Source organism: Thermomonas paludicola (assembly GCF_024498955.1).
GTDB classification, from domain to species: domain Bacteria; phylum Pseudomonadota; class Gammaproteobacteria; order Xanthomonadales; family Xanthomonadaceae; genus Thermomonas; species Thermomonas paludicola.
Genome location: NZ_CP093311.1, coordinates 832,138 through 856,039 on the forward strand (window position 1 = coordinate 832,138; position 23,902 = coordinate 856,039).

The following is a 23,902-nucleotide window of genomic DNA, read 5'->3' on the forward strand; positions in this document are numbered from 1 at the left end:
GTGGCGTTGGAGCTTAGTGGGCCTTGACCCAGCTGGCGACATCGTGGATCAGCGTTGCATCCACATGGCCCGGCGTGCCGTATTCCGCGAGGCTGCCTTCGCCTTCGCCGGCGATGCCGAGGTGGTTGAGCGTTTCATACAGCTTGAACGCGACCTTGGGATTGCCGTGGAAGGCGTCGCGCCAGTTCTGCCAGTCGGCATCCACCACCTGGATATCGCGCCCACCTTGCAGCAACAGCATCGGCAGCTTGACCTTCTGCGCTTCGGCCACCGGGTCCACGCCGTCGATACTGCGCCAGTAACCTGCCGGTTGGCCCATCACGGTTGCTGTGGAAGGGGCGGTGCGTGGGTCGCGGGTGATGCGCACCTGCTCGACCAGCGCGTTGATGGCGGCACGCTCGGCGTCGCTGATCTTGCCGTCATCGAGGACGGCGAGGCGCCGATTCTGTTCGATCAGGATGTCCAGCAGCGGGCGCGACGGGGCGGCCAGCAGCACCAGCCCGGCCACGTGTCCAGACACCGCGGCGATGCGCGGCCCCATCAGCCCGCCCTGGCTGTGGCCGAGCACGAACACGCGCTTGGGGTCGATGCCTTCGGTCTTGCGCAGCGCATCGACCGCCAGCACGGCGTCGTTGGTGGTTTCGTCATCCACGCCGAAGTCGCCGCTGGCAAAGTCCTGCGGGCGCGCCTTGGTGCGCTTTTCATAACGCAGGACGGCGATGCCCTGCGCGGCGAGGCCGCGCGCGATGTCGAGGAAGGGCTTGTTGGCGCCGATGCTTTCGTCACGATCCTGGGGGCCGGAGCCATGTACCAGCACCACCGCCGGGAATGGTCCATTCCCGTTCGGCATCGACAGCGTGCCGGGCAACGCACGGCCGCTTTCGCCAACGGCAAAATCGCGTTCGCTGAAGTTGGCGTCGCTGGCCAGGGCAGGGGCAGGCATGGTTGCCGCAGCTTGCGCGGGCTGGATCAGGAAACCCACGACCTTGCCGTCGCTGTCGATGGCGAACTTCGCCACCAGCTCGGCTTTTTCGTAATGCAGCGGGATCTGCACCAGCGTGGCGCCACCTTGCGCAGACACTGCCGCGTCGCCGCGCCCCTGGAGTTTGCCCACCTGCGCCGGCAGCGATTCCCACACCGCTTTCAGCTTGTCCTCCGGCACGGCTGCGGCCATTTGCGCGCCGAACAGGGTCTCGGCCTTGGCGTAGTTGCCGGCGTCGAGCAGGTCCAGCGTCTGCGTGGCGAGGGCCTTGGGGTCGGTGGTCTGGGCACCCGCGCCAGTGGCCAGCGAGAGCGAGGCTGCCAGGAACGCGGAGAGTATCGTGCGGCGCATGTCAGGCTTCCTTCTTCAAATAGAGATTGACGTTCATGCCGAGTTGCACCACCGACACCAATTCCCAACCCTGCAGGCCGAGCGAGGCAAGCGTGCTTTCGACGATCTCGGGCTTCGGCCCGAGGAATTGCGGTTTGACCACCACCACCTTGTAAAGCCAGCGTGTATTCATCCTTCGATCTCCGGTGTGCTGTTGCCGGCCTTCGGCTGCTGTTTGGAAGTGCCCTGTGCGGCCAGCCGGCCAGCCTTGCGCAGGGCGTCGCGCAGCACGTATTCGATCTGCGCATTGAGGCTGCGGAGTTCGTCATCGGCCCAGCGTTGCGCCGCCGCCAGCACGTCGGCGTTGATGCGCAGCGGATAGGCCTTCTTCTCAGACATGTCGGATCACTTGCCGCGCCGCCGGCGGGCGGCAAGGGTGACGGCGATGATGATCGCGACAACGACTGCGCCGGATGCGGGTGTCATGGCGCGGGCCTCAGTACAAGGTGCCGGCGTTGACGATGGGTTGGGTGCTGCGCTCGCCGCACAGCACCACCAGCAGGTTGCTGACCATCGCCGCCTTGCGCTCGTCATCCAGCTGCACGACGTTGTTTTTCTGCAGTTCGGCCAGCGCCATTTCCACCATGCCCACCGCGCCGGCCACGATCCGCGTGCGCGCGGCGATGATGGCGTCTGCCTGCTGGCGCTGCAGCATCGCCTGCGCGATTTCCGGCGCGTAGGCGAGATGGCTGATGCGTGCATCCAGGACCCGCACGCCGGCGTCGGCCAGCCGTTCGCCCAGTTCGTCGCGCAGGTGCTGCGATACCTCGGCGGCATGGCTGCGCAGGGCGACCTGGCCATCTTCGTGCTGGTCGTAGGGATAGCTGGTGGCCATCGTGCGCAGCGCCGACTCGGACTGGATATGCACGAAGCTCTCGTAGTCATCGACGTTGTAAACCGCTTCGGCGGAATCCACGACCTGCCACACGATCACCGCGGCGATCTCGATCGGGCTGCCGCCCAGTTCGTTGACCTTGAGCTTGCCGCTTTCGAAGTTGCGCACGCGCTGGCTGATCTTCTTCTTGGCAAAGAAGGGGTTGTTCCAGCGCAGGCCGTTCTCGTGCACGGTGCCGACGTATTTGCCGAACAGGCTGAGCACCGCCGACTGGTTGGGCTGCACGGTGTACAGGCCGGTCAAGCTGAAGAAGACCAGCATGAGCATGGCCAAGCCACCGAAGATGCCGCCCACCGATGCGGGGCCGGTATTGCCTGTGTCCGGGCCGATGCCGGTGACCAGCAACCACACACCGGCGGCAGCGCTCAACACCATCGCCAGCAGGAAGGGAATGCCGGGGAGCGAACGAAGCGGGTTCTCTTTCATGGCAGTGCTCATTGGACAGGTGTGGATATATTGATATCAAATTGATATCAGATATGGCAAGTCTTCCCCGACGAACGGTTGCCGCCGCGGGCGCTTATTGCTGTGGCACCAGATAGAAAATCGGCGCCGGGCTGAACTCTCCGCTGGCGTACAGGCCGGCGCCGCCCGCGCTCCACGCCAGCGCCTCGGCCTGTGGAATCGGCGGGACGTCGTGCGCCTCGGGCGCACGCGCCACGGCCTCTGGCCAGCGTTCTCCGTCGTTGCGCCGGTAAAACAGCACGCTGCCATAGGTCAACACCGCCAGCGTGTGGCGGTCGGGGGAGATGTCGGCGGCGGTCACTTGCGAAAACAGCGAGGCCAGCTGCGGATCCTTGCGCTTGAGTTCGGCGCCGACCTGCGGCACGCCTTCCAGGCGGCCGACGCGGCGTGCTTCGCGAATGGCGCCATGCGGGTCGGCCAGCGGCAGCGAAAACAGCTCGGGCGGCACGCGCTTCTTCGAAATCAACAGCACCTGGCCGGCACTGGCGTCCACCGCCACCGCTTCGCAATCGCGCGGGCCGTCCGGCCAGCGGGCGCGGATCGACCACGCCGGCTTCAGCGTGCCGTCCACCAGCGCGGCGGGCTCTTCAAACACGTGCAGGACGAAATCACCGCGCCGTCCGGCGTTGTCGCCGGTATCGGCCAGCAGCAGGTAATGCCTGCCGTCGAGAGTGAAGCTGGCCAGGTCTTCCCAGTCGATGTTTTTCGCGCCCACTACATCGAAACGCGCCAGCAAACGGCCGCGCAGGCTGATGGCATACAGGCGCGCAGGATTGCCGCTGTCGTTGTGCGCCCACAGCACGTCCTCGTGCGCATGCGACGCGGCCAGGCCGCTGATTTCGTCCAGCTGCCGGTTGCTGACCAGCCCGGCCAGCCGCGCAAACGGCAGCTGCGGTGGTGAACACGCAACCATGCACAGCAGCAGCGCGGCAGGCAGCAACAGCCGCAGGGAGGGGCGGGGAGGCATCGCGCAAGGATCGCATGGGCGGTGCCGGAGGTGAACCTGTGCGTGTGCGTGTGCCTGCGGTGCAGCCGTGGCAAACTCCACGCATGAGCGATACCAATGGCTATGCCGTCTTCCTGTTCCCGCCCGCGCTGGATGTGTTGGGCGATGCCATCAAACCCTACCTGCAGACGGGAGCCGCTGGCCCGTTCATTGGGTGCCGCGAGGTGGATACGGCCGGGGCATTCATCGAAATGACCCTCGAGGGCCGCAACCCAGAGGGGCGCAGCATCGAGCTGGAGTTGATGGTGCCCGGCAGCATGGTGCGCATGATCGTGTCGGCACACAGTGACGCCGAGTTCGGGTTCTACGACCGCAACCGCCCCGCGCCGGTGATGCTGGAGCCGGGGATGGGGCAGCAGGTGGCTGAAGGCGAGCCTGCGGCATCGCCGAAGGCCTGATGGCGATGGTGCGGTTCTAGCCCGGCAGCAGCGCCTGCCAACCGCGCCCGTTGAACGCCTCCAGTGGCTGGAAGCGATGTTTGTAGTGCATCTTCGGGTGGCCTTCGATCCAGTAGCCCAGGTACAGGTGCGCGTAGTGGTCGCGGCGCGCCCATTCGAGTTGCTTCAGCACGCCCAGCGTGCCCAGCCCGCGCGCGCTTTGTTCGGGGTCGTAGAAGGTATAGACCGCCGATAGGGCGTCGGGCAGCAGGTCGGTGACCGCGACCGCCAGCAGGCGGTGGCTGCCGGTTTCACGCAGTTCGAGGAAGCGTCCCTGGTTCCAGGAGCCGATCAGGAATTGTTCGAATTCGTGCGTGCCGTGGTCATCCATGCCGCCGCCAGAATGGCGCGCGCCCAGGTATCTCCGGTACAGCGCCAGGTATTCGTCGGTGCAGGTGGGCGCAACGATATGGGTTTGAAGATCGCCGTTGCGTGACAGGCAGCGGCGCTGGCTGCGGTTGGGCACGAACTCCGCCACGGGGATGCGCACCGGCACGCAGGCGCGGCAGCCAGCGCAACTGGGGCGATAGACGATGTCGCCGGAGCGACGGAAGCCCCATTGCAGCGCCAACGGATAAAACTCCGGCAGGCGCGGGTCGCGCGGGTCCAGCACCAGGTCGCGCGCCTCGCGGTCATGCCAATAACCGCAGGGATGCGTGGCGGTGTGGAACATGCGCAGGTTGTCGGCATCGTTGCCCATGGTCGAAGGATAGCGCCACGTTCAGCCGGGAGCAGGGCGCCGCGTCAACCGCACGCAATGCCGCGCGTTTTCTCGGACATGCCCGCACGGTGCCGGGTGGAGACGAGATGATGAAGAAGATGCTGTTGTTGACGCTGGCGGTTTCGGCTGCCCTGACCTCCGCCCTGGCCATCGCGCAGTCTGCTGCGCAGAAGCCCGGCAATCCCGATGCCAACGGTGACGGCGTGATTACCAAGGCCGAGGCTGCGGCGTTTCCGCGGCTTGCGGGGAAGTTCGACCAGTTGGATGCCGACAAGGACGGCAAGCTGAGCGGCGATGAGCTGCCGATGCGCCACGCCGGCATGCACCAGGGCGAGGGCATGCGGAAGCATGGTTGGATGAAGGACCTGGACACCGACCACGACGGGCGCATCAGCAAGGCCGAAGCGCAGGCCGGCAAGGGCGACTTTGCGCAGCGCTTCGAGCAGATGGATGTGAACAAGGATGGTTACGTCGACCGCGCCGACATGCAGGCGCGAATGGCGAGCAAGCGCGCGGAGTGCTTCGCCAAGGCGGATGCCGACAAGAACGGCCAGCTCAGCCGCGCCGAGTTCGACAAGATGGGCGACGCGTGCGGCATGCATCGCGGCGGAATGGGCGACCGCAGGCCGGGCAACGGAGGCAATCCGGGGCCGTTGCCGCCGAAGAAATGACGGCATGTCCACCCCCGGCGGCCCGCAGCGATGCGGGCCGTTGTCGTTTCCGGCTCAGTGCCGGCGCAATACCCGCCAGGTCCTGCCGTGGCGTTCGACGTCCACCAGCTGCGAATCCTCCACGTCCAGATCCAGTTGCACCTGGCCGCTGCCGCTGCCATCGGTCAGGTAGTCGTGGACGGCAATGGCAAATGCGCCGTGCGCGGGGCAGGTGGATGCGGGATACAGGCGCGTCGATCCGCCCGTTTGCAGCGTTTGCAGCAGCGCGGGCGCGGGGTCCTTGCCATCCACTTCCAGGCAGGCCACGGCAGGCTTGCGGTTGCCCAGTGCCTCGGCTACCAGCAGCCTGACGAGTGCAGTGGGCGTGGCCACGCGATGCACTTGCACGTCGGAAATCGCTTCCAGCATCGGCGTTGCGGCGTGTTCGCGCGAGGTGGCCGCCGCCGCGGGTGTTGCGGTGGCGACGTCGGGGGTCTTCCTGCGCGTGCTGAACGCGATCAGGGCGACGCCCGCGGCAATCAGCAGCAACAGCCCGAAGCGGATCCGGTGCCGATTCCGGTTCCAGAAACCGGCTGCTGCAGGCGCGTTGCCAGGCGGCTTGCCGGGCAGGTGGCCGGCCCAGCCCTCACGGGTGCTTTCCAGCAGCCCCATGTCGCGCAACAGCTGGCGGCCGCGCGGCTGATCCTCGGCGCGGACGATCCACACCGCCGGGATCTGCTTGGGCGCATTGCGCGTGTCATAGCTGAAATTGCCGCGACGATGGCCGCGATAGCTGCGGCCATGTTCGATCTTCACGTCGATGCCTTCCCCGCGCAGCATGTTGGCCACGGCTTCCACGTTTTCCAGGCGGGGGCTGGAAAAAACCTTTCTCATGCCGCGGCCCCATCGGGCAGGACGCGGATCAGGCCTTCCTGCGCGGTGCTGGCCACCAGGCGCCCGCTGCGGTCGAATACCTGCCCGCGCGCCAACCCGCGCCCGCCCTGCGCGCTGGGGCTGTCGATGGAATACAGCAGCCATTCGTCGGCGCGGAACGGGCGATGGAACCACAGCGCGTGATCCAGCGACGCCATCAACACGTTCGGCTGGTAGTAGCTGACGCCGTGCGGGAAGGTGGCGGTGCCGAGCAGGTGGAAATCGCTGGCGTAGGCCAGCAGCGCACGGTGCAGTTCGGGGGCATCGCCGACCCGCTCGGTCAGGCGGAACCAGACTTGCTGGAACGGCGGGCGTTTGGGTGGCTTGAGCTCATCGCGCGGATACACGTGGCGGAATTCGAACGGGCCTTGCTGGTCCAGCCAGCGCTGCACCTTGATCGGCAGCTTCGCCAGCTGTTCCGCGGGGATCGCAGGCGCCGGTTCCAGGTCTTCCGGCTTGGGGACCTCCGGCATCGACAGCTGGTGTTCGGCGCCGGTTTCTTCGTCCTGGAACGAGGCTGCGCAGAAGAAGATCACCTTGCCGTGCTGGATCGCGGTGACCCGGCGCACCGAAAAACTGCCGCCGTCGCGGGTGCAGTCCACGTCATAGACGATCGGCGCTTCGATATTGCCGGCGCGCAGGAAATAGGCGTGCAGCGAATGTGCCGCGCGGGGCTGGGTCAAGGTGGCCTGCGCGGCCGACAGCGCTTGCCCCAGCACCTGCCCGCCGAACACGTATTTGGTGCCGATGTCGCGGCTCTGGCCTCGAAACAGATGGTCTTCCAGGCGCTCCAGCGAGAGCAGTTCGATCAGTGCGGAAACGGGCGCATTCATGCGCGAAGTATAAGGCTCCCCTCCAGTGCCGACGGTGAATCGCAGGGGGGCTGGAGCCGGTGCAGCGGGATGGCGTCCAGCACCCGTGGCCATGGGAACAGGGGGCCGGGGTCGCGCTTGCGGCGCACGCGCAGCGCGGGATCGTCGCTGGCCTCGATGTCGCCCAGGTCCAGGTCCTCGTGGCCGGCGATCTGGGTCAGTGCCGGAAGGCGCTTGCGCAGGGCGTCCAGCAGCGCCATCAGGGCCGCGATCTGGGCATCTGTGTAGGGCTCGTCCATCGCCTGGTGGCGGGAGTCCAGCCAGTGCGGGAAGCGCCCGGTGTTGACCAGTTCGATGCCGATGCTACGTGCGTTCCAGCCGTGGGTGTGGTGGGCCGTGCGGTCTGCCGGCACGTATTCCTCGATGCGGCCGTCGCGGTCGATGTAGTAATGGCCGCTGTTGCCGGTGCCCGAGGCGTAGAGGATGCGCTCGCCATACGCGCGCGCGGTGGCCAGGTCCGGCAGCTCGGTGCAGTGGATCACCACGGTGTCGATGTCGGCTGGCGGGCGTGCCGCCAGCAAGTCCACATAGGGCAGCGGGTGGTGTTGGATCGCGGGTGCCGGCATGCGCCGATGCTAGCATTCACCCATGAAAGGACATTGCATCCTGTCGCACGGCTTCGAAAGCGGCCCCGACGCCACCAAGGTCACCGCGCTGGCGGACGCCGCCCAGCGACTGGGCTGGACCCACGAACGCCCGGACTACACCGATCTCGACGCCAAACGCGGGGTGACGCCGCTGGGCGACGTGCCCGCACGCATCGCCCGCCTGCTGGCGCTCGCGCAGGCCGCGTCCGCGCGTGGCCCGCTGGTGCTGGCCGGTTCCAGCCTGGGCGCCTACATCAGCGGCCAGGTGTCGCTGCAGCTGCCGGTGGCCGGGCTGTTCCTGATGGCGCCGCCGGTGGTGATGGAAGGCGCGCCGCCGATGCCCGCCGCGCGCGTGCCGATCTCCATCATCCATGGCTGGCATGACGAGCTGATTCCCGCCGCGCAGGTGTTCGAATGGGCGGGATTGCATGGTGCGCGGTTGCTGCTGGTGGATGATTCGCACCGGCTGTCGGATCATGTGGCGGCATCCGCAGACGCATTCGCGCAGCTGCTGGCCACACTTTGAATCATTGCGCCTGCCTTCGCGGGACGGACGCACCACATACCCCGAGGCTGATTTGAAATTTTTCGCATCCTGCGGCAAAGGTCTGGAATACCTGTTGACCGACGAGTTGACGCAGCTCGGCTGCGCGCGCGTGACCGCCACGATGGCCGGCGCCAACGTGGAGGGCGAGCTGGTCGATGCGCAGCGCGCAATCCTGTGGTCGCGCCTGGCCAGCCGGATCCTGTGGCCGATTGCCGAATTCGACTGCGCCGACGAGCACGCCCTGTACTCCGGTTGCGCTGCCGTGGATTGGACGCAGCATGTGGGTGCGGGCCACAGCATCGCCGTGGACGCGCACGTGTCCGGCAGTGCCATTACCCATGCGCGCTACGCCGCGCAGCGGGTCAAGGACGCCATCGTCGATACCCTGCGCGGGCAGACCGGCGCACGTCCGGACGTGGATGTCGAGCGCCCGGATGTCCGCATCAGCCTGGTTCTGCGCAAGGGCCGTGCGCTGTTGTCGATCGACCTGTCCGGCGGGCCGATGCACCGGCGCGGCTGGCGGCAGGTGCAGGGCGAAGCACCGCTGAAGGAAACCGTGGCCGCCGCCGTCCTGCTGCGCGGCGGCTGGCCGCAGGTCTATGCCGAGGGCGGCGACCTGCTCGACCCCATGTGCGGCAGCGGCACCTTGTTGATCGAAGGCGCGCTGATGGCGGCCGACGTGGCCCCTGGCCTGCGCCGGCATGGCGATTTGCCGCCCACGTGCTGGCCGGGGTTCGACTTGCCGGCATGGAAGGCGCTGCAGGTGGAGGCCATCGAGCGCGAGGCGCGCGGCCGCGCCAGGCTGCGGCCATGTTTTCACGGCAGCGACATCGACCCGCACGCGATTCGCGCGGCGCGTGAAAACGCGCAGGCGGCGGGAGTGGAGGATGTCATCGGCTTCGCGGTGCACGACATCGTCACCCTGCCGGTGCAGCAGAATCCGCTTGGCGTGGTGGCCTGCAACCCGCCCTACGATGCGCGGCTGGCGGCCGATCCCGCGCTGTATCGCGCGCTGGGCGACGCCTTGAGACGGGCCGTGCCGAACTGGCGCGCCGCCTTGCTGTGCGGCGATGCGGAGCTGGCGCGCGCCACCGGCCTTCGTGCAAAAAAGAGCTACCAGCTGTTCAACGGCCCGATCGAATGCAGCCTGATTGCGGTGGATCCCATCGCGCCGCCGCAGCGTGACGCCACTGAAAAGCGCGCGCTGCCGGAAGGCGCGCAGATGGTCGCCAACCGCCTGCGCAAGAACCTCGACAAGCTGGCGCGCTGGCGGCAGCAGGAACAGGTCAGCTGCTTCCGCGCCTACGACGCCGACATCCCCGAATACGCCTGCGCCGTCGATGTCTACACGACGGTCGAAGGCGAAACCTGGCTGCACGTGCAGGAATACGCCGCGCCCACCGAGATCCCGGAGGCCACTACCCGCAAGCGCCTGGCCGACCTGCTGCTGGCGGTGCGCGAGGTGTTCGCCCTGCCGCGTGAACGGGTGGCGGTAAAGACCCGCAGCACCGGCAAGGGTGGCTCCAAATACGGCCACTTCGACCACCGCGGGCAGTTCCTCACGGTGGAAGAAGGCGCGGCGAAGCTGCAGGTCAACCTGTTCGACTACCTTGACACCGGCCTGTTCCTCGACCACCGCCCGCTGCGCGCGCGGATGGCGCTGGAGTCGCGCGGCAAGCGCTTCCTCAACCTGTTCTGCTACACCGGCGTCGCCACCGTGCAGGCGGCGGTGCAGGGCGCGGCGGAGACCACCAGCATCGATCTGTCGGCCACCTATCTGGAATGGCTGGCCGACAACCTGCGCGGCAACGGCATCGGCGGCACCCGCCACCGCATCGCGCAGGCCGATGCGCTGAAATGGCTGGAAGCCGACGACGGCGAATACGACGTGATCTTCTGCGACCCGCCCACCTTCTCCAATTCCAAACGCGCCAACGACTTCGACGTGCAGCGCGACCACGTGCGCCTGCTGCGTGCGGCGGTGGCGCGGCTGGCGCCGGGCGGCGCGCTGTACTTCAGCAACAACTTCCGCCGCTTCAAGCTGGACGAGGCGACGCTGGCGGAAGTGGCGCGTATCGAAGACATCAGCGCCTCCACCATTCCGCCGGACTTCGCCCGCAACGCCCGCATCCACCGCGCCTGGCAGCTGACGCGGCGCTGAGGCGCCGCAGTGCCGTCACGGTGCCGTCATGGCGCGAGGTTGCGCTCGCGCCGATGCATCACCACCCCCGCCACCACCACGCCAATCGCGACCACGGTGACGATCAACGTCGCCAGCGCATTGATCTCCGGCGTCACGCCCAGCTTGACCTTGGAATAGATCAGCATCGGCAGGGTGCTGGCGCCGGGACCGGAGGTGAAGCTGGCGATCACCAGGTCGTCTAGCGACAGGGTGAAGGCCAGCAGCCAGCCGGCTAGCAGTGCAGGTGAAATCAGCGGCAGCGTGATGAGCCAGAACACGCGCCACGGGCGTGCGCCCAGGTCCATCGCGGCTTCTTCGAGGCTGTCGTCCAGCGCGGCCATGCGCGAGCGCACCACCACGGTCACGTAGCAGGTGGTCAGGGTGATGTGGGCGATGGCAATGGTGCCCATGCCGCGCTCCGGCCAGCCCAAGGCCTGCTGCAAGGTCACGAACAGCAGCAGCGAGGACAGGCCCAGCATCACGTCCGGCATCACCATCGGCGCGGAGTTCATCAGGCTGAGCAGGCCGCGCCCGGGGAAGCGGCCAAAGCGCGAGAGCGCCAATCCGCAGGCGGTGCCCAGCACGGTGGCGGCGCTGGCGGCCACCGCGGCAATGGTCAGGCTGCGCGCCAGCGCCTGCATGATCTGTTCGTTGGCAAACAGCGACACGTACCAGCGGGTGGAAAAGCCGGCCCAGACCGTGGCCATGCGCGAGGCGCTGAACGAGTACACGATCATCGAGACGATGGGCACGTACAGCAGCGCGTAGCCCACCGCCATCGCCGCCCACAGGCCCCAGTTGCGCCGTGTCATGCCTGCGCCTCGCTGCGCTCGCGGCGGTTTTCCACGTATTCGAACAGCAAGGTGGGGATCACCAGCATCAGCAGCATGGCGACCGCCACGGCGGCGGCCAGCGGCCAGTCGCGGTTGGTGAAGAACTCGGTCCACAGCACGCGGCCGATGGTCAATGCGTCGGGGCCGCCGAGGATGTCGGGGATCACGAATTCGCCCACCGCCGGGATGAACACCAGCAGCGCGCCGGCGATGATGCCCGGCATCGACAGCGGCAGGGTCACCCGCAGGAACGCCTGCCACGGCTTCGCGCCCAGGTCGGCCGCCGCTTCCAGCAGGCCGAAGTCCAGCCGCATCAGGGTGGCGGTGAGCGGCAGGATCATGAAAGGCAGGTAGTTGTAGACGATGCCGATGTACACGGCGAGGTCGGTGTGCAGGATCGCGGTGCCGGGTTCGATCAGGCCGGCGGCGGCCAGCGCGCCGGTCAGCACGCCGTTGGCCTTGAGCATGCCGATCATCGCGTAGGTGCGCAGCAGTGAGCTGGTCCAGAACGGCAGGATTACCAGCACCAGCAGCAGCATCCGCCACACCGGGCGCGCGCGCGCGATGCCGTAGGCGATGGGGTAGCCCAGCAGCAGGCAGCACAGCGTGGAGACGCCGGCAAACAGCAGCGACTTCAGGTAGGCGGCGATGTACAGCGGGTCCTGCAACAGCAGCGCGTAGCTGCCGGCGTGCAGGCGCAGGCTGGCGGCGCCGTCGGCGGCCTGTTCCAGCAGCGGCGTGTAGGGCGGCGCCTGCCCGAACACCGCTTCGGCGAAGCTGATCTTCAGCACGATCAGGAACGGCACCGCGAAGAACAGCAGCAGCCACAGCATCGGCAGCATGGTGACGGCGAAGCGCCCGCGGCGGGTGCGGAATTCGCTGCCGACCGCGCGAAACCAGCCGAACAGGTTGCGAACGACGTCGGCCCACAGCAGGGACCAGCTGCCGCCGCCGGGCGTGGCGCTCATGCGGTCAGTACCACTGCGCCGCTGGCCGGCCAGCTCAGCCACAGGGTTTCGCCCCAGTCGTAGTGCGGCTCGGAGCTGCGCTCCACGTGGGTTTCCTGCACCCGGATCACCGCGCCGGATTCGGTTTCGACGTGGTAGATGGAGACGTCGCCGAGGTAGGCGATGTCGCGCACCTTGCCAGTCGCCACATTGTCGGCCTGCGGGCGTGCTTCATGGACGTCGATTTTCTCTGGCCGAACGGCCACGCTCACCGCGGTACCTTCCGGCAATGGATCGGCATGGCGGGCCAGCAGCGCGCCACCCTCGACGGCATTGCAGGCGATCCGCGCAACGCGCTGGTCGGCGTCGTGTGCCAGCACGCGACCTTCGAACAGGTTGATGCCGCCGATGAACTCGGCCACGAAGCGGGTGGACGGGTATTCGTACAGCGCGGCCGGCGTGGACACCTGCACGATGCGGCCGGCGTCCATCACCGCGATGCGGCTGGACATGGTCATCGCTTCTTCCTGGTCGTGGGTGACCATCACGAAGGTGGTGCCGACGCGCTCCTGGATGTTGACCAGCTCGAACTGGGTGCGCTCGCGCAGGCGCTTGTCCAGTGCGCCCAGCGGTTCGTCCAGCAGCAGCAGCTTGGGCTGCCTGGCCAGTGCGCGCGCCAGCGCCACCCGCTGGCGCTGGCCGCCGGAGAGCTGGTCCGGCTTGCGATTGCCCAGCTGCGGCATTTGCACCAGCTCCAGCAGCTGCTGCACGCGCTCGCGAATCTCGTCGGCCGGACGGCCATCCTGCTTCAAGCCGAAGGCGATGTTCTGCGCCACGCTCATGTGCGGGAACAGCGCGTAACTCTGGAACATCATGTTCACCGGCCGCTGGTAGGGCGGCAACGCAGTGACATCCACGCCGTCGATCAGCACGCGCCCGCAGTCGGGTGTTTCCAGCCCGGCCAGGATGCGCAGCAGCGTGCTCTTGCCCGAGCCGGAGCCGCCCAGCAGGGCGAAGAATTCACCGCGATAGACGTCCAGGCTGATGTCGTCGCACGCATGCAGTTTGCCGAAGGTCTTGGTGATGCCCTCGACCCGGAGGAAGGGTTGCGCGGCCGGGTCTTTCCACGGTTCCAGCGGGGGCGCCGGACGATTCGGCAAGGCCATGCTCAGTGGCCGCTCTTGATCGCCGTCCAGGCGCGCACGCGCTGGCGCTGCACGGTTTCCGGCAACGACTTCGGATCGACCAGCTTGGCGCGCACGGCGTCCGGCGGATATACGCCGGGGTTGCTGGCGATGCCCGGTTCGATCAGCGGCGTGGCGTCCTTGTTCGGACTGGCATAGCCCACCGCATCGGTGATCGTGGCGGCGACCTTGGGATCGAGCAGGTAGTTGATGAGTGCCTGTGCGTTGCCCGGATGCCTGGCGTCCTTGGGGATCGCCATCACGTCCACCCAGCGCAGCGCGCCTTCCTTCGGAATCACGTAGCGGATGTCGGGAGCCGGTTTGCCCGAGGCCTCCGCGGCCTGGGCGGCGGCGTCGGCTGCACCGAGGATGTCGCCGGAATAGCCCATCGCCACGCACACGTCGCCGTTGGCCAGCGCGTCCTTGTATTCGGCATTGTTGAAGGTGCGGATGTACGGGCGGATCGCGGCGTACACCTGCTTCACGGTGTCGATCTCGTCTGCCGCGCCGGCGTTCGGGTCCTTGCCCTTCCAGATCAGCGCCGCGCCGAACGCTTCCTGGTCGTCGTCGAGCACGCTGATGCCGCACTTCGCCAGCTTGGCGGCGTTGGCGGGGTCGAACAGCAGGTTCCACGAATCGATCGGTGCGCTATCGCCCAGCACCGCCTTCACCTTGCCGACGTTGATACCGAGGCCGGTGGTGCCCCACATGTACGGCACGATGTGGGTATTGCCGGGATCCAGGTCGGTCAGGCCTTGCAGGATGGCCGGATCGAGGTGTGCAAGATTCGGCAGCTTGGCCTTGTCCAGCGGCAGGTACAGGCCAGCCTTGATCTGGCGCTGCGCGAACGGGCGTGCCGACGGAAACACCAGGTCGTAGCCGCTGCTGCCGGCGGTGAGTTTGGTTTCCAGCGTCTCGTTCTCGGAATAGACGTCGTAATTGACCTTGATCCCGGTCGCTTTTTCGAAATCGGCAATGGTGTCCGGTGCCACGTAGTCGGACCAGTTGTAAACGTTCAGCACGTGCTCTTCGGCACCGGTCGGCTTGCCGGAAGTGGCCTCGGCAGCGGGTTTCCCGCCGCAGGCGGTCAGCAGCAGGATGGCGCAGGCGAGTGGGGCAAGGCGCAGGGTCACGGCGGTCTCCCGAAGAGGAATCCGCGAATGTTACGCGCTGCCGGGGCGGGCGGGGGAATGGCGCCTTGGGCGCCAGCCCTTGCGATCAATGACCGCGCATGCGGCCGAACAGGCCGCCGCTCCTGGTAGCTGCCGTGGCGGTTCCCGGAGGCTCCGGATTCACGGATTCGGCATAGCCCGTGGCCAGGTTTGCATTGACGAATGCGGCCACTTCCTCCGCAGGCACGCCGCTGGCATCGGCGATTTCGTCCACGCTGGCGGCGCCTTTCATCATCACCGTGGCGATGCGGAAGTGCTTGGGGTATTCACGTTCCGTCTGCGGCCATTTTTTCAGCAGGTACCGGCCGCTGGTGGCATCGCCGGACAGCAGGCCGCCCAGCCAATGCAGGCGGGCCAGCGGCTGGGCGGGGCCAGCGCTTCCGGCTTCGGCATTCCAGGCTGCAGCGTCGGGCGTGGTGATGTCTGCTTCCGAGAATTCACCGTCGAAACAGGCAATCAACGGTTTCAGGGTGGCCGGGCCATGCCAGACGCCGGCTGCAGCATCCACCAGCAGCACCGGGCCTTCGCCACGCTGCAGGCGTGCGCGCTGGCGAAGGCGATCCGGATGCAGCCATTCGCGCAGCGTCTGCGTCACCGGGGCAAGCGGTTCTGCAGGGGTGGCCGGCTGGGGTTCCGGCTCAGGCTCTGGTTTGGGCGGCGGCGTGGGGGCGACGGCAAGGTGGGCATCCGCATGAGGCGCGGCCGGTTCAGTCGCCTCGGCGGGCGGTTGCGGAACAGCGGCATGCGGGACAGCGTCAGGCTCGGGGCTGGGCTGCTGCCCCAGGTCGGAGACGATTTCGCTCAGCAGGACCGCCAGGTCGTTGCCACTGACCGGGTGCGGCAGCCGGTAATCGGTTTGTTGCCGATCCACCGAGGTCAGCCCGATCACCTTGCGGCCCATCCCATGCAGGCGCAGCCAGCTCATCGGCCCGTACAGGCTGTCCATGTCGATGACGACATAGTCAGCCTCGTCGCCTTCCACCAGCGACCATAGGTGCCCGGTTTCGGCATTGGCGGCCTTGAAGGCTGCCACCACCGCAGCTTCGGTCTGGCGATCCATTCCGGTCGTGCCCAGCGTCAGCGCCATTGGGTTGATCCTGCGAAAATTTCCTTGAGTGTTGCCAAGCGGGCCCCGCGCGTCAATGTTTCGCGCGTTCCGGATCATCCGGCGCTGCGGGGATGGCGGGGCAGCTGGGCCTTCAGGAATGCCATCTGGTCGGCCAGGATGTTGCGGTTGGACAGGATCAGGTGCTCGACCCAGCTTGGGCGATAGGGCACCGCCAGCAGTGGCATGTCGGCCTGTTGCGGGGTATGGCTGCCCTTGCGCGAGTTGCAGTGGACGCAGGCGGTGACCACGTTTTCCCAGATGTCGCGGCCGCCCTTCGAGACCGGCAGCACGTGATCGCGGGTCAATGCGTGCCGATTGAATTGGCGGCCACAGTACAGGCACAAATGCTGGTCGCGCGCGAACAGGGCCTGATTGGTGAGGGCCGGGGTCTGGCCCATCACGCCGGGCCGCGCATGCCCGCGAGCGGCGATGATGGGATGCAGCAACAGCATGCTGCGAAGCCCGCTGCGGCGATTGGTGCCGCCATGCAATTCCAGGCAGGGGGCGCCCAGGGTCCACGCCACCGCATCGCGTGCGTACAGGCAAGCCGCGTCCTGCCAGCTCATCCAGTCCAGCGCGCGGCCATGCGCGTCCAGGCCGAGCAGGCGCAGGTTGGGGGCGAAGCCGGCGGCAATGCAGGTGTCCGCGTGCAGGGCAGCGGGGCGGTCGCCGGTATGGGCCGGGCGAAAGGTCGCTCTGTCGGTCTCCATCGGGAAACCAGCTTATACGCCTTCGATGACGGTTTGTGTACGTCGACGGCGTGAAGCCGCAAGCCCGTCATTTCCGTAGCCGCGGGAATGACGGGCAAGAGCGTTCCTGCAGGGGGGTGCCGAACGCTTATCCCGCGCCGAAGCCTGCGTCCGCCAGCGCCATCAGCGTGCCTGCGCCGCTTTCGATCGCGGCCTTGTGCGCCAGCGTGCGTGGCAGCAGGCGTGCAAAGTAGAAGCGGGCGGTGTCGCGCTTGGCGTCCTTGAACGCCTGCGGGCGATCGGAGGCGTTGGCGACGGCGACGCTGCGCGCCCACCAGTAGGCCAGCACCACGTAGCCGGAATAGAACAGATAGTCGGTGCTGGCCGCGCCCAGTTCTTCAGGGTTGCTGGCGGCGCGGGTCAGCGTCTCGATAGTGAGCTTGCCCCACTCGCCGCACTTGGCGCGCAGCGGACCGATGAATTCGGCCAGCGCGGCGTCGCCCTCGTGTTGCCTTGCGAACGCTTCCACTTCAGCCAGGAACAGCTTCAGCCCGGCGCCCTGGGTGGCTGCCGTCTTGCGCCCGATCAGGTCCAGCGCCTGGATGCCGGTGGTGCCTTCGTACAGCGTGGTGATGCGGGCGTCGCGGGCGTACTGCTCCATGCCGTGTTCGTGGATGTAGCCGTGGCCACCGAAGCACTGCAGGGCGTTGTAGGTGTTCTCGATGCTCCATTCGGTCAGGCAGGCCTTGGAGATCGGGGTCAGGAAACTGACCAGGGTGTGGGCGCGTTCGCGCGCCTCGGCATCGGCGGCCTTCTCGGCCACGTCGAGCAGCGAATACGCGTGCAAGCTCAGCAGGCGGCCGCCTTCCACCAGCGCTTTTTGCGACAGCAGCATGCGGCGCACGTCCGGCTGCACCAGCAGTGGATCGGCCGGTTTGTCCGGATACTTCGGGCCGCTCAGGGAGCGCGATTGCAGGCGCTCGCGGGCGTAGCGCAGTGCGTTCTGGTAGGCGCGCTCGGACAGGCCCAGGCCCTGCACGCCCACGCCTAGGCGGGCCGAGTTCATCATCACGAACATCGCCTGCAGGCCCTTGTGCGGCTGGCCGATCAGATAGCCTTCGGCGCCGTCGAAATTCATCACGCAGGTGGCGCTGCCGTGGATACCCATCTTGTGTTCGATCGCGCCGCAGCGCACCGCGTTGCGTTCGCCCACCGTGCCGTCGCGCGCCACCTTGAACTTGGGCACCACGAACAGCGAGATGCCCTTGGCGCCCGGCGGCGCGTCGGGCAGCTTGGCCAGCACCAGATGGATGATGTTGGGGACCAGGTCGTGTTCGCCGGCGGTAATGAAAATCTTGGTGCCGGTGATGCTGTATTTGCCATCGGCGACGGGTTCGGCGCGGGTCTTGAGCAGGCCCAGGTCGGTGCCGCAGTGCGGTTCGGTCAGGCACATGGTGCCGGTCCACTGGCCGGCCACCAGCGGTTTCAGGAACACCTCTTTCTGCCAGTCTTCGCCATAGGTTTCCAGCGCCTTGACCGCGCCGTGCGACAGCATCGGGAAATTGCCCCACGCCAGGTTGGCGGCATCCACCAGCTCGGTCAGCACGCCGCCCAGCAGCGCGGGCATGCCCTGGCCACCGTGTTCCGGGGCATTGGTGAGGCCGGTCCAGCCACCCTCCACGAAGGTGTCGAAGGCGTGCTTGAAACCGGGCGGCGGGGTGACATCGCCGGTGGCCTTGTCGAAGCTGCAGCCGATCTCGTCGCCGATCCGGTTGAGCGGCGCCAGCACGGTTTCGGCGAGGCGCGCGGCTTCATCCAGCACCGCATCGGCCAGTTCGCGGTTGACGTCGGCAAAGCCGAGCGTGGTGAAGTGCGTTTCCGCGCCCAGCACGTCGTAAAGGGCGAAGCGGAGGTCGTCGAGGGGGGCTTTGTAGCTGCTCATGCGATGCAATCCCGGCGGCTGCAGGCCGCCATTCGGCCCGCTGGAAGCCTCAGCATACTACAGCGTATGGTTTGCTGGAATGATCCTGTAAAAGCCTCAGCGCAGCGCCCCGGGCAGCCCTGGAACCGGCGACAGCGCACTGTCGCGCTTGATGTCCCAGGACTTCGATTTGCCGCCTTGCGGGGTCGCTTCCACGCTGCCGCGCAGGGTGTAGGTCAGGCCGCGGCCGTCGGCCAGCGCGGTGGCGATGCGGGCGCGTCCGGATGGCAGTGGGATTGTCGTCGCGGAATACACGTCAGCCGACTCCGGGCCCACGTCAAGATTCGGCTGGACATCCAGCCGCGCCGCCGCGCCGTTGTCGAACGCGATTTCCAGCGAAGTCTTGTCGAAGCGCATCGCCACGCTGCTGTAGTTCTGCAGGCGCAATTGCACATCCCAGTTGCCATCGGCGCGCACGCTGAGCTGCTGGATGCTGGCGGCCGGCTCGGAAACGCGGCGCACCGGCCCACTGCCGCAGCTGGCCAGCAGGAGGACAAGGGCAGTGGTGGCTGCAAACGTGCGAATCATGCGCGGTCTCCGGGTGGAATCCCCCGCAGCATACCCGCCGGCAAGCGTGGATCAGTAGCCCTGTTCGTTGCCCGGCACGGGCAGTTCGCGGATGTACTGGTCCTTGGCGGTGATGAACGCCTCGGCGAACCGGTAGGCGTCGCGTCCCAGCGCGATGCGTGCCTCGTCGGCCAGCGGCTGCGCGCCATTGGCATGCACCAGCTGTGCGAACAGGGTCAGGGCGATGTCGTGGATGTCCATGGCAGGCGACCGTTGCAGGAATGCGTGCGACCTTACACCCCTGCGCGCGCCTGCGCGAGTCGCAAGGCGGGCAGGAATTGACCTGCATCACCGCGCGCCCGGCGCCCGGCACTTACACTGGCGGCATGCGCACATTCGACGACGAGCGCGGCCAGTGCTGGCAGGTCGCGCTGCTGGACGCCTCTTACGGCAGCATCATGCTGGTGTTCAGCCCGCTGCGTGGCGGCGAGCTCCGCTGCTGCATGCTGCAGGTGGAGACCATGGCCGCGGGCATGGCTGAATTCGCCGCATTGGATGACGCCGGCCTGTGCCTGCTGCTGTCGCAGGCAGATCCCTGGGATCCTGCTGCCGGCTGAGCCTCATTCCGCAGCGGCGCGGCGCGGCGCATCCTCCAGCCGGGCGGCGTGCCGCCAGTCCCGCCATCCTTTCAACGCCAGTACCACGAAGCCGGCGTACAGCAGCGCGGTGACGTGCAGGTCCTTGTGCAGATACATGCCGATGTAGATCACGTCCACCGCGATCCACATCCACCATGCGGCGATGTGGCGGCGGTTTTGCCAGAGCTGGCCGACCAGGCTGAAAGCGGTCAAAAACGCATCCAGCCACGGCAGCGACGCATTGGTGAAGCGATGCATGGTGAAGCCCAGCAGCAGCCCGCCGGCCAGCCCGGCGAGCAGATGGATGCCGGCCAGTGCCGGCGCGAGCGGCGCCACCCGCACGTGGCCGGTGCTGTCCAGGTGGCGCAGCCAGCGCACCCAGCCGGACACCAGCATCGCCGCAAATGTGCATTGCAGGAGAACGTCGGAGTAGAGCCTTGCACCGACGAATACCCAGACATACACCGAGATCGACGCCAGCCCGACCGGGAAACACCACGGGCTGCGACGCGTGGTCAGCCACACCGCGCTGGCGCTGAGGCAGGCAGCGGCGATCTCGTGCCAGGGCATCACAACGCCACGCTGAGGCTCATGCGCACCTGCCGGGGGGCGCCGGGGAACAGGTAGCTGTCACCGTCGGAGCTGCCGGTGTCGCGCCAATAGGCATGATTGAACAGGTTGTCCACGCCCAGTTGCAGCACCACGTCGCGCTGGTTCCATTGCCCGCTGTAGCGCAGCCCGGCATCGAACACGTGATAGGCATCCGCACGCACCTGGCCGCTGGCGGTGGCGGGATTGGACGACGCATGGCGCCAGCCGCCGAGCAGGCTGAGCTGGGGCAGCATCGGCAAACGGTAGTCCAGGTGCAGGCTGCTGCGCAGCAGCGGCACGTTGGCGAGCTGGTGGCCCTCGTAGGCCGGCGTGCCGGTGCCCTGTGCGCGTGCGCGGATCAGCGCAACGCTGGCGGTGGCGCCGAGGTTGTCGGTGAGCCGGCCATTGGCCGACAGTTCCAGCCCGCTGTGTACTTCTTCGCCGTGCTGGACGAAGGTGAAACCGGCGCTGGACGTATCCGGTTGCGCGAACTGCCAAGGCTGGCGGATGCGAAACAGGCTGGCATTCAGGTCCAGCGCGTCCTGCCAGCGATAGTGAAGGCCCGCCTCGACTTGCCGCGAGTGGCGCGGTGCGAGGAATTCGCCGTCGTTGCTTGTCCAGAAGGGAGCCTCCTTGCCCAGCGACAAGCCTTCGCTGTAGCTGGCGTAGGCGGTGAGCGCCGCTGCCGGCTGCCACAGCACTGCGGCCTGCGGCAACAGCTGGTTCAGGCGCGTGTTGCGTACCAGCGTTCCGGAGCTTTTCCATGCGCGCTCGTCCATGTGCACGAGATTGGCGCCGACCAGCAGCTGCCACTGCTCGCCGAGACGCATACGGTCCTGTGCGAACAGGGAGCGCTGCCAGCTGTCGAAGCGCAGCACCGGGCTGCCGGGCTGGTTGGGCGATGGCGCGAACACCGGCGGCGCGCTGCCGATGTTGGCGGTCCCCACATAGTCGTACACATACGGGCGGCGGGTGATCGTGCGATGGAACACGCTCATGCCTGCGCTCAGCTCGTGGCGCAGCCAACCGTCGCCGATGCGGCCATCGAGGCTGGCACGCGCGTGGTCGCCGACGCGGGTGTCATCCGGGCTGCGGTAGTCATAGATGTCGTAATCGCCGTTGGGCGCGAAGAAATTCCCGGGCGCGGCGCTGGCGCATTGCGGCGCGTAGAAACAGCCATAGGCGAACGCCACGTTGTCATCGATCACGCTGCGGCTGCGGCCGACGGCCAGGCGCAGCTGCCAGTCGTCATTGAAGGCATGCTGCAGGCGCGCGCTGCTGTTGGTGCTGTGGATGGCCACCGGCTGCTGCCAGGGCTGGTAGCCCAGCATGGCTTCCGGGTCCGGGTTGGCGGGAAGCTGTGTGCCGCCCAACAGCATGTAGCCGGAGGCGGAACGCTGCGCGCTGGCTTGGTGGTTGGCGTCCACCTCCAATGTTGTTTGCGGGGCGATGCGCCAGTCGGCGGCCAGCGCGTAAAAATTGCGCCGCCCGTCGGCATGCTGCACGTAGGCGTGGGCGTCGTCCCAGGCCAGGTTCGCGCGAACGCCGAACGTCGGCGTCAGCCAGCGGCCAACGTCCAGCGCGGCATAGCGCGAGCCTTGCGCGTCCGTGCCCAGCGTCAGCGTGCGCACGTCCGCAGGCCGTTTGCTGATGAAGTTCACCACGCCGCCCGGCTCCATCACGCCGGCCGCAAGCCCGGCCAGCCCCTTCAGCACCTGCACCTGCTGCTTGTCCTCAAGCGCCACCAGTTGTTCGCCGGTGGCAGCCAGCCCGTTGATCCGGTAGCCGGTGGCCAGGTCCAGCGGATAGCCGCGAATGGCGATGTTCTGGTAGTAACCCACTGGCGCGTAGTTGTCGCCCAGCGCGGCGTCTTCGCGGGCCAGCTCGCTGAGCGTGCGGATCTGGCGGTCGTCGATCTGCTGGCGGCCGACGGTGCTGATGGTCGCCGGGGTGTCCTGCAGTGGCGCATTGCCCCAGGCGTTGACGCCTGCATCGCGCGGCGTGACATCGCCTGCAGTTGCCTGCACGGGCGCCAGCCGGGTGATTTTCTGCGCCTGCGCGTCAGTGTCGTCGGTGGCAGGGGCGGCCGTGGCCAGCAATGGAAGCAGGGCCAGCAGCAAGGGGGAGGGGGAAAGTCGCATCGTCGTCATCGCCAGGGAGGGGGGACGAAGCGACGGCGAGCCGCGTCGCCATGCATTGACATGGACGTGACCGCTCGAATCAAGCTCCCTACGCCGGTGCAAACCGGATCAGGTTCCAAGGGACTCTCTCAGCCCGGCAACGCCGGGCACCCCCGCTTCATGGTGCACATTGAACCACAGCGCCCTGTGCGGGGCCAGCGTGCGGTGCGTGCAGTGGCAGTTACGGCTGGCGAATCGCCTGCAGCAATGCCTGCCCCGGCGCGGTGTCGAACCATGCGGCATGGCCCAGCAGGAAGCCGCTCCACGCCAGTTCCGCATCGTGGTCGTTACCGGTGACGGCGTGGAAGTACTCGACTTCGGAAAGCGCGAAATCCACGTGCACCAGCGGCAGCAGGTCGGCTAGCAGCGCACGTTCCGGATTCGCCAGTGGCCGCAGTTCGGCATAGCCTTCGATCAGCGCGCGTGCGCTGTGCGGGAAGGCGATTTGCGTCGTTTGATCGAGACGCAACCACGCGATGGCGTTGCGTTCAATCGCGGTGGCAAGGTCATACAGGGCGAAGGTGGGCGCGCACAGGCCGAAGTCGAGAATGGCGCTGACCTGCGCATCGTCGGCCGCGCTGCTCCAGAACAGATTGGACGCATGCCAGTCGCCGTGCGTCCAAAGCCGGGGCTGCGTTGCCAGTGCCGCGTGCAGCGCGCGATGGTGCGCCAGCAGTGGGCGCAGCGCCGTTTGCCAATCACGCTGGCCAAGGAAGCCCGCCAGTGCGGGGCGCGCCGCGCACTGCGACGCGACCGCTGCGATCAGATCGGGTGCGCGCAGCACGGTGTCGGTTGCCAGCAGCACCGACGTGCTGCGTGCGATGGCATCGAACCCGGCCGCAGCAAGATGCAGCCGCGCCAGCATGCGCCCGGCGCTGCGCGCGCGCTCGAGGTTTTCAAGCGGCGTCCACGACGCGACATCGCGATACAGGTCCACGCCGTCGGCCACCGCGTGCACTTCATACGTCCAGTCGCCGCGCGCGAAGGCGGTCACGCCGGCGCTGTCGGGCAACACCCGTGGCACCGGGATGCGTTGTGCGCGCAAATGCGCAATGAAGGCGTGCTCCTCCTGCAACGCCTGCGGCGTACGCACGCGGATGGAGTGGCGCTTGACGAAGACCTCGCCACCGCGCGTGCGAACCCGGGCGGCGGCCGAGAACGGGCGTGGACTGTGCCAGAGCAATTGCACCGGCCCACGCAGTGCGGGGAACCCGGCCAGCAGCGCGTGCACGTCGGCGATCGCCAGCGCCGGCCAATCGGGCGCGACCGTGTCGTCGCGCCAGCCGTGGCTGCGGTGATCTGCGGGGTCCACCCGGGGTGTGTTCATGCGTGCAATGTAGGCCATCAAGCGCAAGGCCCGGGCATGCCGGGCCTTGCGGGATCGCAGCGTGCGGTTGCGCGGTTG

The 23,902-nt window shown here is 67.4% G+C and carries 26 protein-coding genes and 1 riboswitch; of the genes, 5 read left to right on the plus strand and 21 right to left on the minus strand.

Translation table 11 applies throughout. The annotated features are described in order from the left end of the window. Positions 1–13: 13 nt before the first annotated feature. The 5 genes from LIW09_RS04005 to LIW09_RS04025 all read right to left on the minus strand — a co-directional run bounded on the left by LIW09_RS04005 (position 14) and on the right by LIW09_RS04025 (position 3,699). On the minus strand, positions 14–1,333 hold the full coding sequence (locus LIW09_RS04005) for an alpha/beta hydrolase (RefSeq protein ID WP_256646673.1): 1,320 nt from the start codon (positions 1,331–1,333) through the stop codon (positions 14–16). A gap of 1 nt (position 1,334) precedes the next feature. Beyond that, on the minus strand, positions 1,335–1,505 hold the full coding sequence (locus tag LIW09_RS04010; RefSeq protein WP_256646674.1) for a DUF4177 domain-containing protein: 171 nt from the start codon (positions 1,503–1,505) through the stop codon (positions 1,335–1,337). Further along, positions 1,502–1,711 carry a type II toxin-antitoxin system antitoxin gene (locus tag LIW09_RS04015; RefSeq protein ID WP_256646675.1) on the minus strand — a complete coding sequence of 70 codons (210 nt, stop codon included), beginning with the start codon at positions 1,709–1,711 and terminating at the stop codon, positions 1,502–1,504. Before LIW09_RS04015 ends, LIW09_RS04010 begins: the two co-directional genes overlap by 4 nt. A gap of 97 nt (positions 1,712–1,808) precedes the next feature. Further along, on the minus strand, positions 1,809–2,693 hold the full coding sequence (locus tag LIW09_RS04020; RefSeq protein ID WP_256646676.1) for an SPFH domain-containing protein: 885 nt from the start codon (positions 2,691–2,693) through the stop codon (positions 1,809–1,811). A 94-nt stretch (positions 2,694–2,787) separates the two neighbouring features. Further along, positions 2,788–3,699 carry a hypothetical protein gene (locus tag LIW09_RS04025; RefSeq protein WP_256646677.1) on the minus strand — a complete coding sequence of 304 codons (912 nt, stop codon included), beginning with the start codon at positions 3,697–3,699 and terminating at the stop codon, positions 2,788–2,790. A gap of 83 nt (positions 3,700–3,782) precedes the next feature. Between LIW09_RS04025 and LIW09_RS04030 the strand changes: the two genes are divergently transcribed. Beyond that, positions 3,783–4,136: a hypothetical protein gene (locus LIW09_RS04030; RefSeq protein WP_256646678.1), complete on the plus strand. Its 354-nt coding sequence runs from the start codon at positions 3,783–3,785 to the stop codon at positions 4,134–4,136. A gap of 16 nt (positions 4,137–4,152) precedes the next feature. Here the strand turns inward: LIW09_RS04030 and LIW09_RS04035 are convergent, their stop codons facing one another. Continuing rightward, complete coding sequence (locus LIW09_RS04035; protein ID WP_256646679.1) at positions 4,153–4,875, minus strand: arginyltransferase; 723 nt, start codon at positions 4,873–4,875, stop codon at positions 4,153–4,155. Positions 4,876–4,982: 107 nt separating this feature from the next. Here LIW09_RS04035 and LIW09_RS04040 point away from each other — a divergent pair, with 107 nt between their 5' ends. After that, positions 4,983–5,567: an EF-hand domain-containing protein gene (locus LIW09_RS04040; protein ID WP_256646680.1), complete on the plus strand. Its 585-nt coding sequence runs from the start codon at positions 4,983–4,985 to the stop codon at positions 5,565–5,567. A 54-nt stretch (positions 5,568–5,621) separates the two neighbouring features. On the opposite strand, the gene LIW09_RS04045 is transcribed toward LIW09_RS04040, so the two are convergent. The 3 genes from LIW09_RS04045 to LIW09_RS04055 are packed head-to-tail and all read right to left on the minus strand — an operon-like array spanning position 5,622 to position 7,917. Then, on the minus strand, positions 5,622–6,440 hold the full coding sequence (locus tag LIW09_RS04045) for a hypothetical protein (protein ID WP_256646681.1): 819 nt from the start codon (positions 6,438–6,440) through the stop codon (positions 5,622–5,624). Beyond that, positions 6,437–7,312, minus strand: a complete 876-nt coding sequence (gene tesB / locus LIW09_RS04050) for an acyl-CoA thioesterase II (RefSeq protein WP_256646682.1) — start codon at positions 7,310–7,312, stop codon at positions 6,437–6,439. The genes LIW09_RS04045 and tesB overlap by 4 nt, the downstream gene beginning before the upstream one ends. Further along, the gene (locus LIW09_RS04055; protein ID WP_256646683.1) at positions 7,309–7,917 is read right to left on the minus strand and encodes an N-acetylmuramoyl-L-alanine amidase; all 609 of its coding nucleotides are present in this window, start codon (positions 7,915–7,917) and stop codon (positions 7,309–7,311) included. The genes tesB and LIW09_RS04055 overlap by 4 nt, the downstream gene beginning before the upstream one ends. Positions 7,918–7,939: 22 nt before the next feature. Here LIW09_RS04055 and LIW09_RS04060 point away from each other — a divergent pair, with 22 nt between their 5' ends. After that, the gene (locus tag LIW09_RS04060; RefSeq protein ID WP_256646684.1) at positions 7,940–8,464 is read left to right on the plus strand and encodes a hypothetical protein; all 525 of its coding nucleotides are present in this window, start codon (positions 7,940–7,942) and stop codon (positions 8,462–8,464) included. A gap of 52 nt (positions 8,465–8,516) precedes the next feature. Then, positions 8,517–10,646: a bifunctional 23S rRNA (guanine(2069)-N(7))-methyltransferase RlmK/23S rRNA (guanine(2445)-N(2))-methyltransferase RlmL gene (gene rlmKL, locus LIW09_RS04065; RefSeq protein ID WP_256646685.1), complete on the plus strand. Its 2,130-nt coding sequence runs from the start codon at positions 8,517–8,519 to the stop codon at positions 10,644–10,646. Positions 10,647–10,672: 26 nt separating this feature from the next. On the opposite strand, the gene LIW09_RS04070 is transcribed toward rlmKL, so the two are convergent. The 9 genes from LIW09_RS04070 to LIW09_RS04110 all read right to left on the minus strand — a co-directional run bounded on the left by LIW09_RS04070 (position 10,673) and on the right by LIW09_RS04110 (position 19,349). Beyond that, the gene (locus tag LIW09_RS04070) at positions 10,673–11,479 is read right to left on the minus strand and encodes an ABC transporter permease subunit (RefSeq protein WP_256646686.1); all 807 of its coding nucleotides are present in this window, start codon (positions 11,477–11,479) and stop codon (positions 10,673–10,675) included. Then, complete coding sequence (locus tag LIW09_RS04075) at positions 11,476–12,342, minus strand: ABC transporter permease subunit (protein ID WP_256647140.1); 867 nt, start codon at positions 12,340–12,342, stop codon at positions 11,476–11,478. The genes LIW09_RS04070 and LIW09_RS04075 overlap by 4 nt, the downstream gene beginning before the upstream one ends. Before the next feature lie 122 nt (positions 12,343–12,464). Further along, positions 12,465–13,613 (minus strand): ABC transporter ATP-binding protein, encoded by a 1,149-nt coding sequence (locus LIW09_RS04080; RefSeq protein WP_425507913.1) that lies wholly within the window; start codon positions 13,611–13,613, stop codon positions 12,465–12,467. A 2-nt stretch (positions 13,614–13,615) separates the two neighbouring features. Beyond that, on the minus strand, positions 13,616–14,764 hold the full coding sequence (locus LIW09_RS04085; protein WP_256646688.1) for a polyamine ABC transporter substrate-binding protein: 1,149 nt from the start codon (positions 14,762–14,764) through the stop codon (positions 13,616–13,618). An 85-nt stretch (positions 14,765–14,849) separates the two neighbouring features. Continuing rightward, on the minus strand, positions 14,850–15,890 hold the full coding sequence (locus LIW09_RS04090; RefSeq protein ID WP_256646689.1) for a hypothetical protein: 1,041 nt from the start codon (positions 15,888–15,890) through the stop codon (positions 14,850–14,852). A 74-nt stretch (positions 15,891–15,964) separates the two neighbouring features. Then, the gene (locus tag LIW09_RS04095; RefSeq protein ID WP_256646690.1) at positions 15,965–16,621 is read right to left on the minus strand and encodes an HNH endonuclease; all 657 of its coding nucleotides are present in this window, start codon (positions 16,619–16,621) and stop codon (positions 15,965–15,967) included. 127 nt (positions 16,622–16,748) lie between these two features. Then, entirely contained in the window at positions 16,749–18,542 is a 1,794-nt protein-coding gene (locus LIW09_RS04100; protein ID WP_256646691.1) for an acyl-CoA dehydrogenase C-terminal domain-containing protein, read from the minus strand. Between the two features lie 96 nt (positions 18,543–18,638). After that, positions 18,639–19,109: a hypothetical protein gene (locus tag LIW09_RS04105; RefSeq protein ID WP_256646692.1), complete on the minus strand. Its 471-nt coding sequence runs from the start codon at positions 19,107–19,109 to the stop codon at positions 18,639–18,641. A gap of 51 nt (positions 19,110–19,160) precedes the next feature. Beyond that, positions 19,161–19,349, minus strand: coding sequence for a hypothetical protein (locus LIW09_RS04110; protein WP_256646693.1), 189 nt, complete (start codon positions 19,347–19,349; stop codon positions 19,161–19,163). Positions 19,350–19,369: 20 nt separating this feature from the next. Here LIW09_RS04110 and LIW09_RS04115 point away from each other — a divergent pair, with 20 nt between their 5' ends. Further along, on the plus strand, positions 19,370–19,705 hold the full coding sequence (locus tag LIW09_RS04115) for a hypothetical protein (RefSeq protein WP_256646694.1): 336 nt from the start codon (positions 19,370–19,372) through the stop codon (positions 19,703–19,705). Between the two features lie 3 nt (positions 19,706–19,708). Here LIW09_RS04115 and pnuC read toward each other — a convergent pair whose 3' ends face one another. The 3 genes from pnuC to LIW09_RS04130 form a co-directional block, all read right to left on the minus strand. After that, complete coding sequence (gene pnuC / locus LIW09_RS04120; protein WP_256646695.1) at positions 19,709–20,296, minus strand: nicotinamide riboside transporter PnuC; 588 nt, start codon at positions 20,294–20,296, stop codon at positions 19,709–19,711. After that, a complete protein-coding gene (locus LIW09_RS04125; RefSeq protein WP_256646696.1) occupies positions 20,296–22,458 on the minus strand; it encodes a TonB-dependent siderophore receptor in 2,163 nt (720 codons plus the stop codon). Before LIW09_RS04125 ends, pnuC begins: the two co-directional genes overlap by 1 nt. Positions 22,459–22,526: 68 nt before the next feature. Next, positions 22,527–22,622: riboswitch (TPP riboswitch) on the minus strand. A gap of 56 nt (positions 22,623–22,678) precedes the next feature. Then, positions 22,679–23,824 carry a phosphotransferase enzyme family protein gene (locus LIW09_RS04130; protein ID WP_256646697.1) on the minus strand — a complete coding sequence of 382 codons (1,146 nt, stop codon included), beginning with the start codon at positions 23,822–23,824 and terminating at the stop codon, positions 22,679–22,681. Positions 23,825–23,902 lie beyond the last annotated feature (78 nt).

Coding starts and splice junctions, on each gene's coding strand:
- LIW09_RS04005 (WP_256646673.1), bottom strand. CDS start 1,333: ATGCGCCGCACGATACTCTCCGCGTTCCTGGCAGCCTCGCTCTCGCTG.
- LIW09_RS04010 (WP_256646674.1), bottom strand. CDS start 1,505: ATGAATACACGCTGGCTTTACAAGGTGGTGGTGGTCAAACCGCAATTC.
- LIW09_RS04015 (WP_256646675.1), bottom strand. CDS start 1,711: ATGTCTGAGAAGAAGGCCTATCCGCTGCGCATCAACGCCGACGTGCTG.
- LIW09_RS04020 (WP_256646676.1), bottom strand. CDS start 2,693: ATGAAAGAGAACCCGCTTCGTTCGCTCCCCGGCATTCCCTTCCTGCTG.
- LIW09_RS04025 (WP_256646677.1), bottom strand. CDS start 3,699: ATGCCTCCCCGCCCCTCCCTGCGGCTGTTGCTGCCTGCCGCGCTGCTG.
- LIW09_RS04030 (WP_256646678.1), top strand. CDS start 3,783: ATGAGCGATACCAATGGCTATGCCGTCTTCCTGTTCCCGCCCGCGCTG.
- LIW09_RS04035 (WP_256646679.1), bottom strand. CDS start 4,875: ATGGGCAACGATGCCGACAACCTGCGCATGTTCCACACCGCCACGCAT.
- LIW09_RS04040 (WP_256646680.1), top strand. CDS start 4,983: ATGATGAAGAAGATGCTGTTGTTGACGCTGGCGGTTTCGGCTGCCCTG.
- LIW09_RS04045 (WP_256646681.1), bottom strand. CDS start 6,440: ATGAGAAAGGTTTTTTCCAGCCCCCGCCTGGAAAACGTGGAAGCCGTG.
- tesB (WP_256646682.1), bottom strand. CDS start 7,312: ATGAATGCGCCCGTTTCCGCACTGATCGAACTGCTCTCGCTGGAGCGC.
- LIW09_RS04055 (WP_256646683.1), bottom strand. CDS start 7,917: ATGCCGGCACCCGCGATCCAACACCACCCGCTGCCCTATGTGGACTTG.
- LIW09_RS04060 (WP_256646684.1), top strand. CDS start 7,940: ATGAAAGGACATTGCATCCTGTCGCACGGCTTCGAAAGCGGCCCCGAC.
- LIW09_RS04070 (WP_256646686.1), bottom strand. CDS start 11,479: ATGACACGGCGCAACTGGGGCCTGTGGGCGGCGATGGCGGTGGGCTAC.
- LIW09_RS04075 (WP_256647140.1), bottom strand. CDS start 12,342: ATGCTGCCGATGCTGTGGCTGCTGCTGTTCTTCGCGGTGCCGTTCCTG.
- LIW09_RS04080 (WP_425507913.1), bottom strand. CDS start 13,613: ATGGCCTTGCCGAATCGTCCGGCGCCCCCGCTGGAACCGTGGAAAGAC.
- LIW09_RS04090 (WP_256646689.1), bottom strand. CDS start 15,890: ATGGCGCTGACGCTGGGCACGACCGGAATGGATCGCCAGACCGAAGCT.
- LIW09_RS04095 (WP_256646690.1), bottom strand. CDS start 16,621: ATGGAGACCGACAGAGCGACCTTTCGCCCGGCCCATACCGGCGACCGC.
- LIW09_RS04100 (WP_256646691.1), bottom strand. CDS start 18,542: ATGAGCAGCTACAAAGCCCCCCTCGACGACCTCCGCTTCGCCCTTTAC.
- LIW09_RS04105 (WP_256646692.1), bottom strand. CDS start 19,109: ATGATTCGCACGTTTGCAGCCACCACTGCCCTTGTCCTCCTGCTGGCC.
- LIW09_RS04110 (WP_256646693.1), bottom strand. CDS start 19,349: ATGGACATCCACGACATCGCCCTGACCCTGTTCGCACAGCTGGTGCAT.
- LIW09_RS04115 (WP_256646694.1), top strand. CDS start 19,370: ATGCGTGCGACCTTACACCCCTGCGCGCGCCTGCGCGAGTCGCAAGGC.
- pnuC (WP_256646695.1), bottom strand. CDS start 20,296: ATGCCCTGGCACGAGATCGCCGCTGCCTGCCTCAGCGCCAGCGCGGTG.
- LIW09_RS04125 (WP_256646696.1), bottom strand. CDS start 22,458: ATGCGACTTTCCCCCTCCCCCTTGCTGCTGGCCCTGCTTCCATTGCTG.
- LIW09_RS04130 (WP_256646697.1), bottom strand. CDS start 23,824: ATGAACACACCCCGGGTGGACCCCGCAGATCACCGCAGCCACGGCTGG.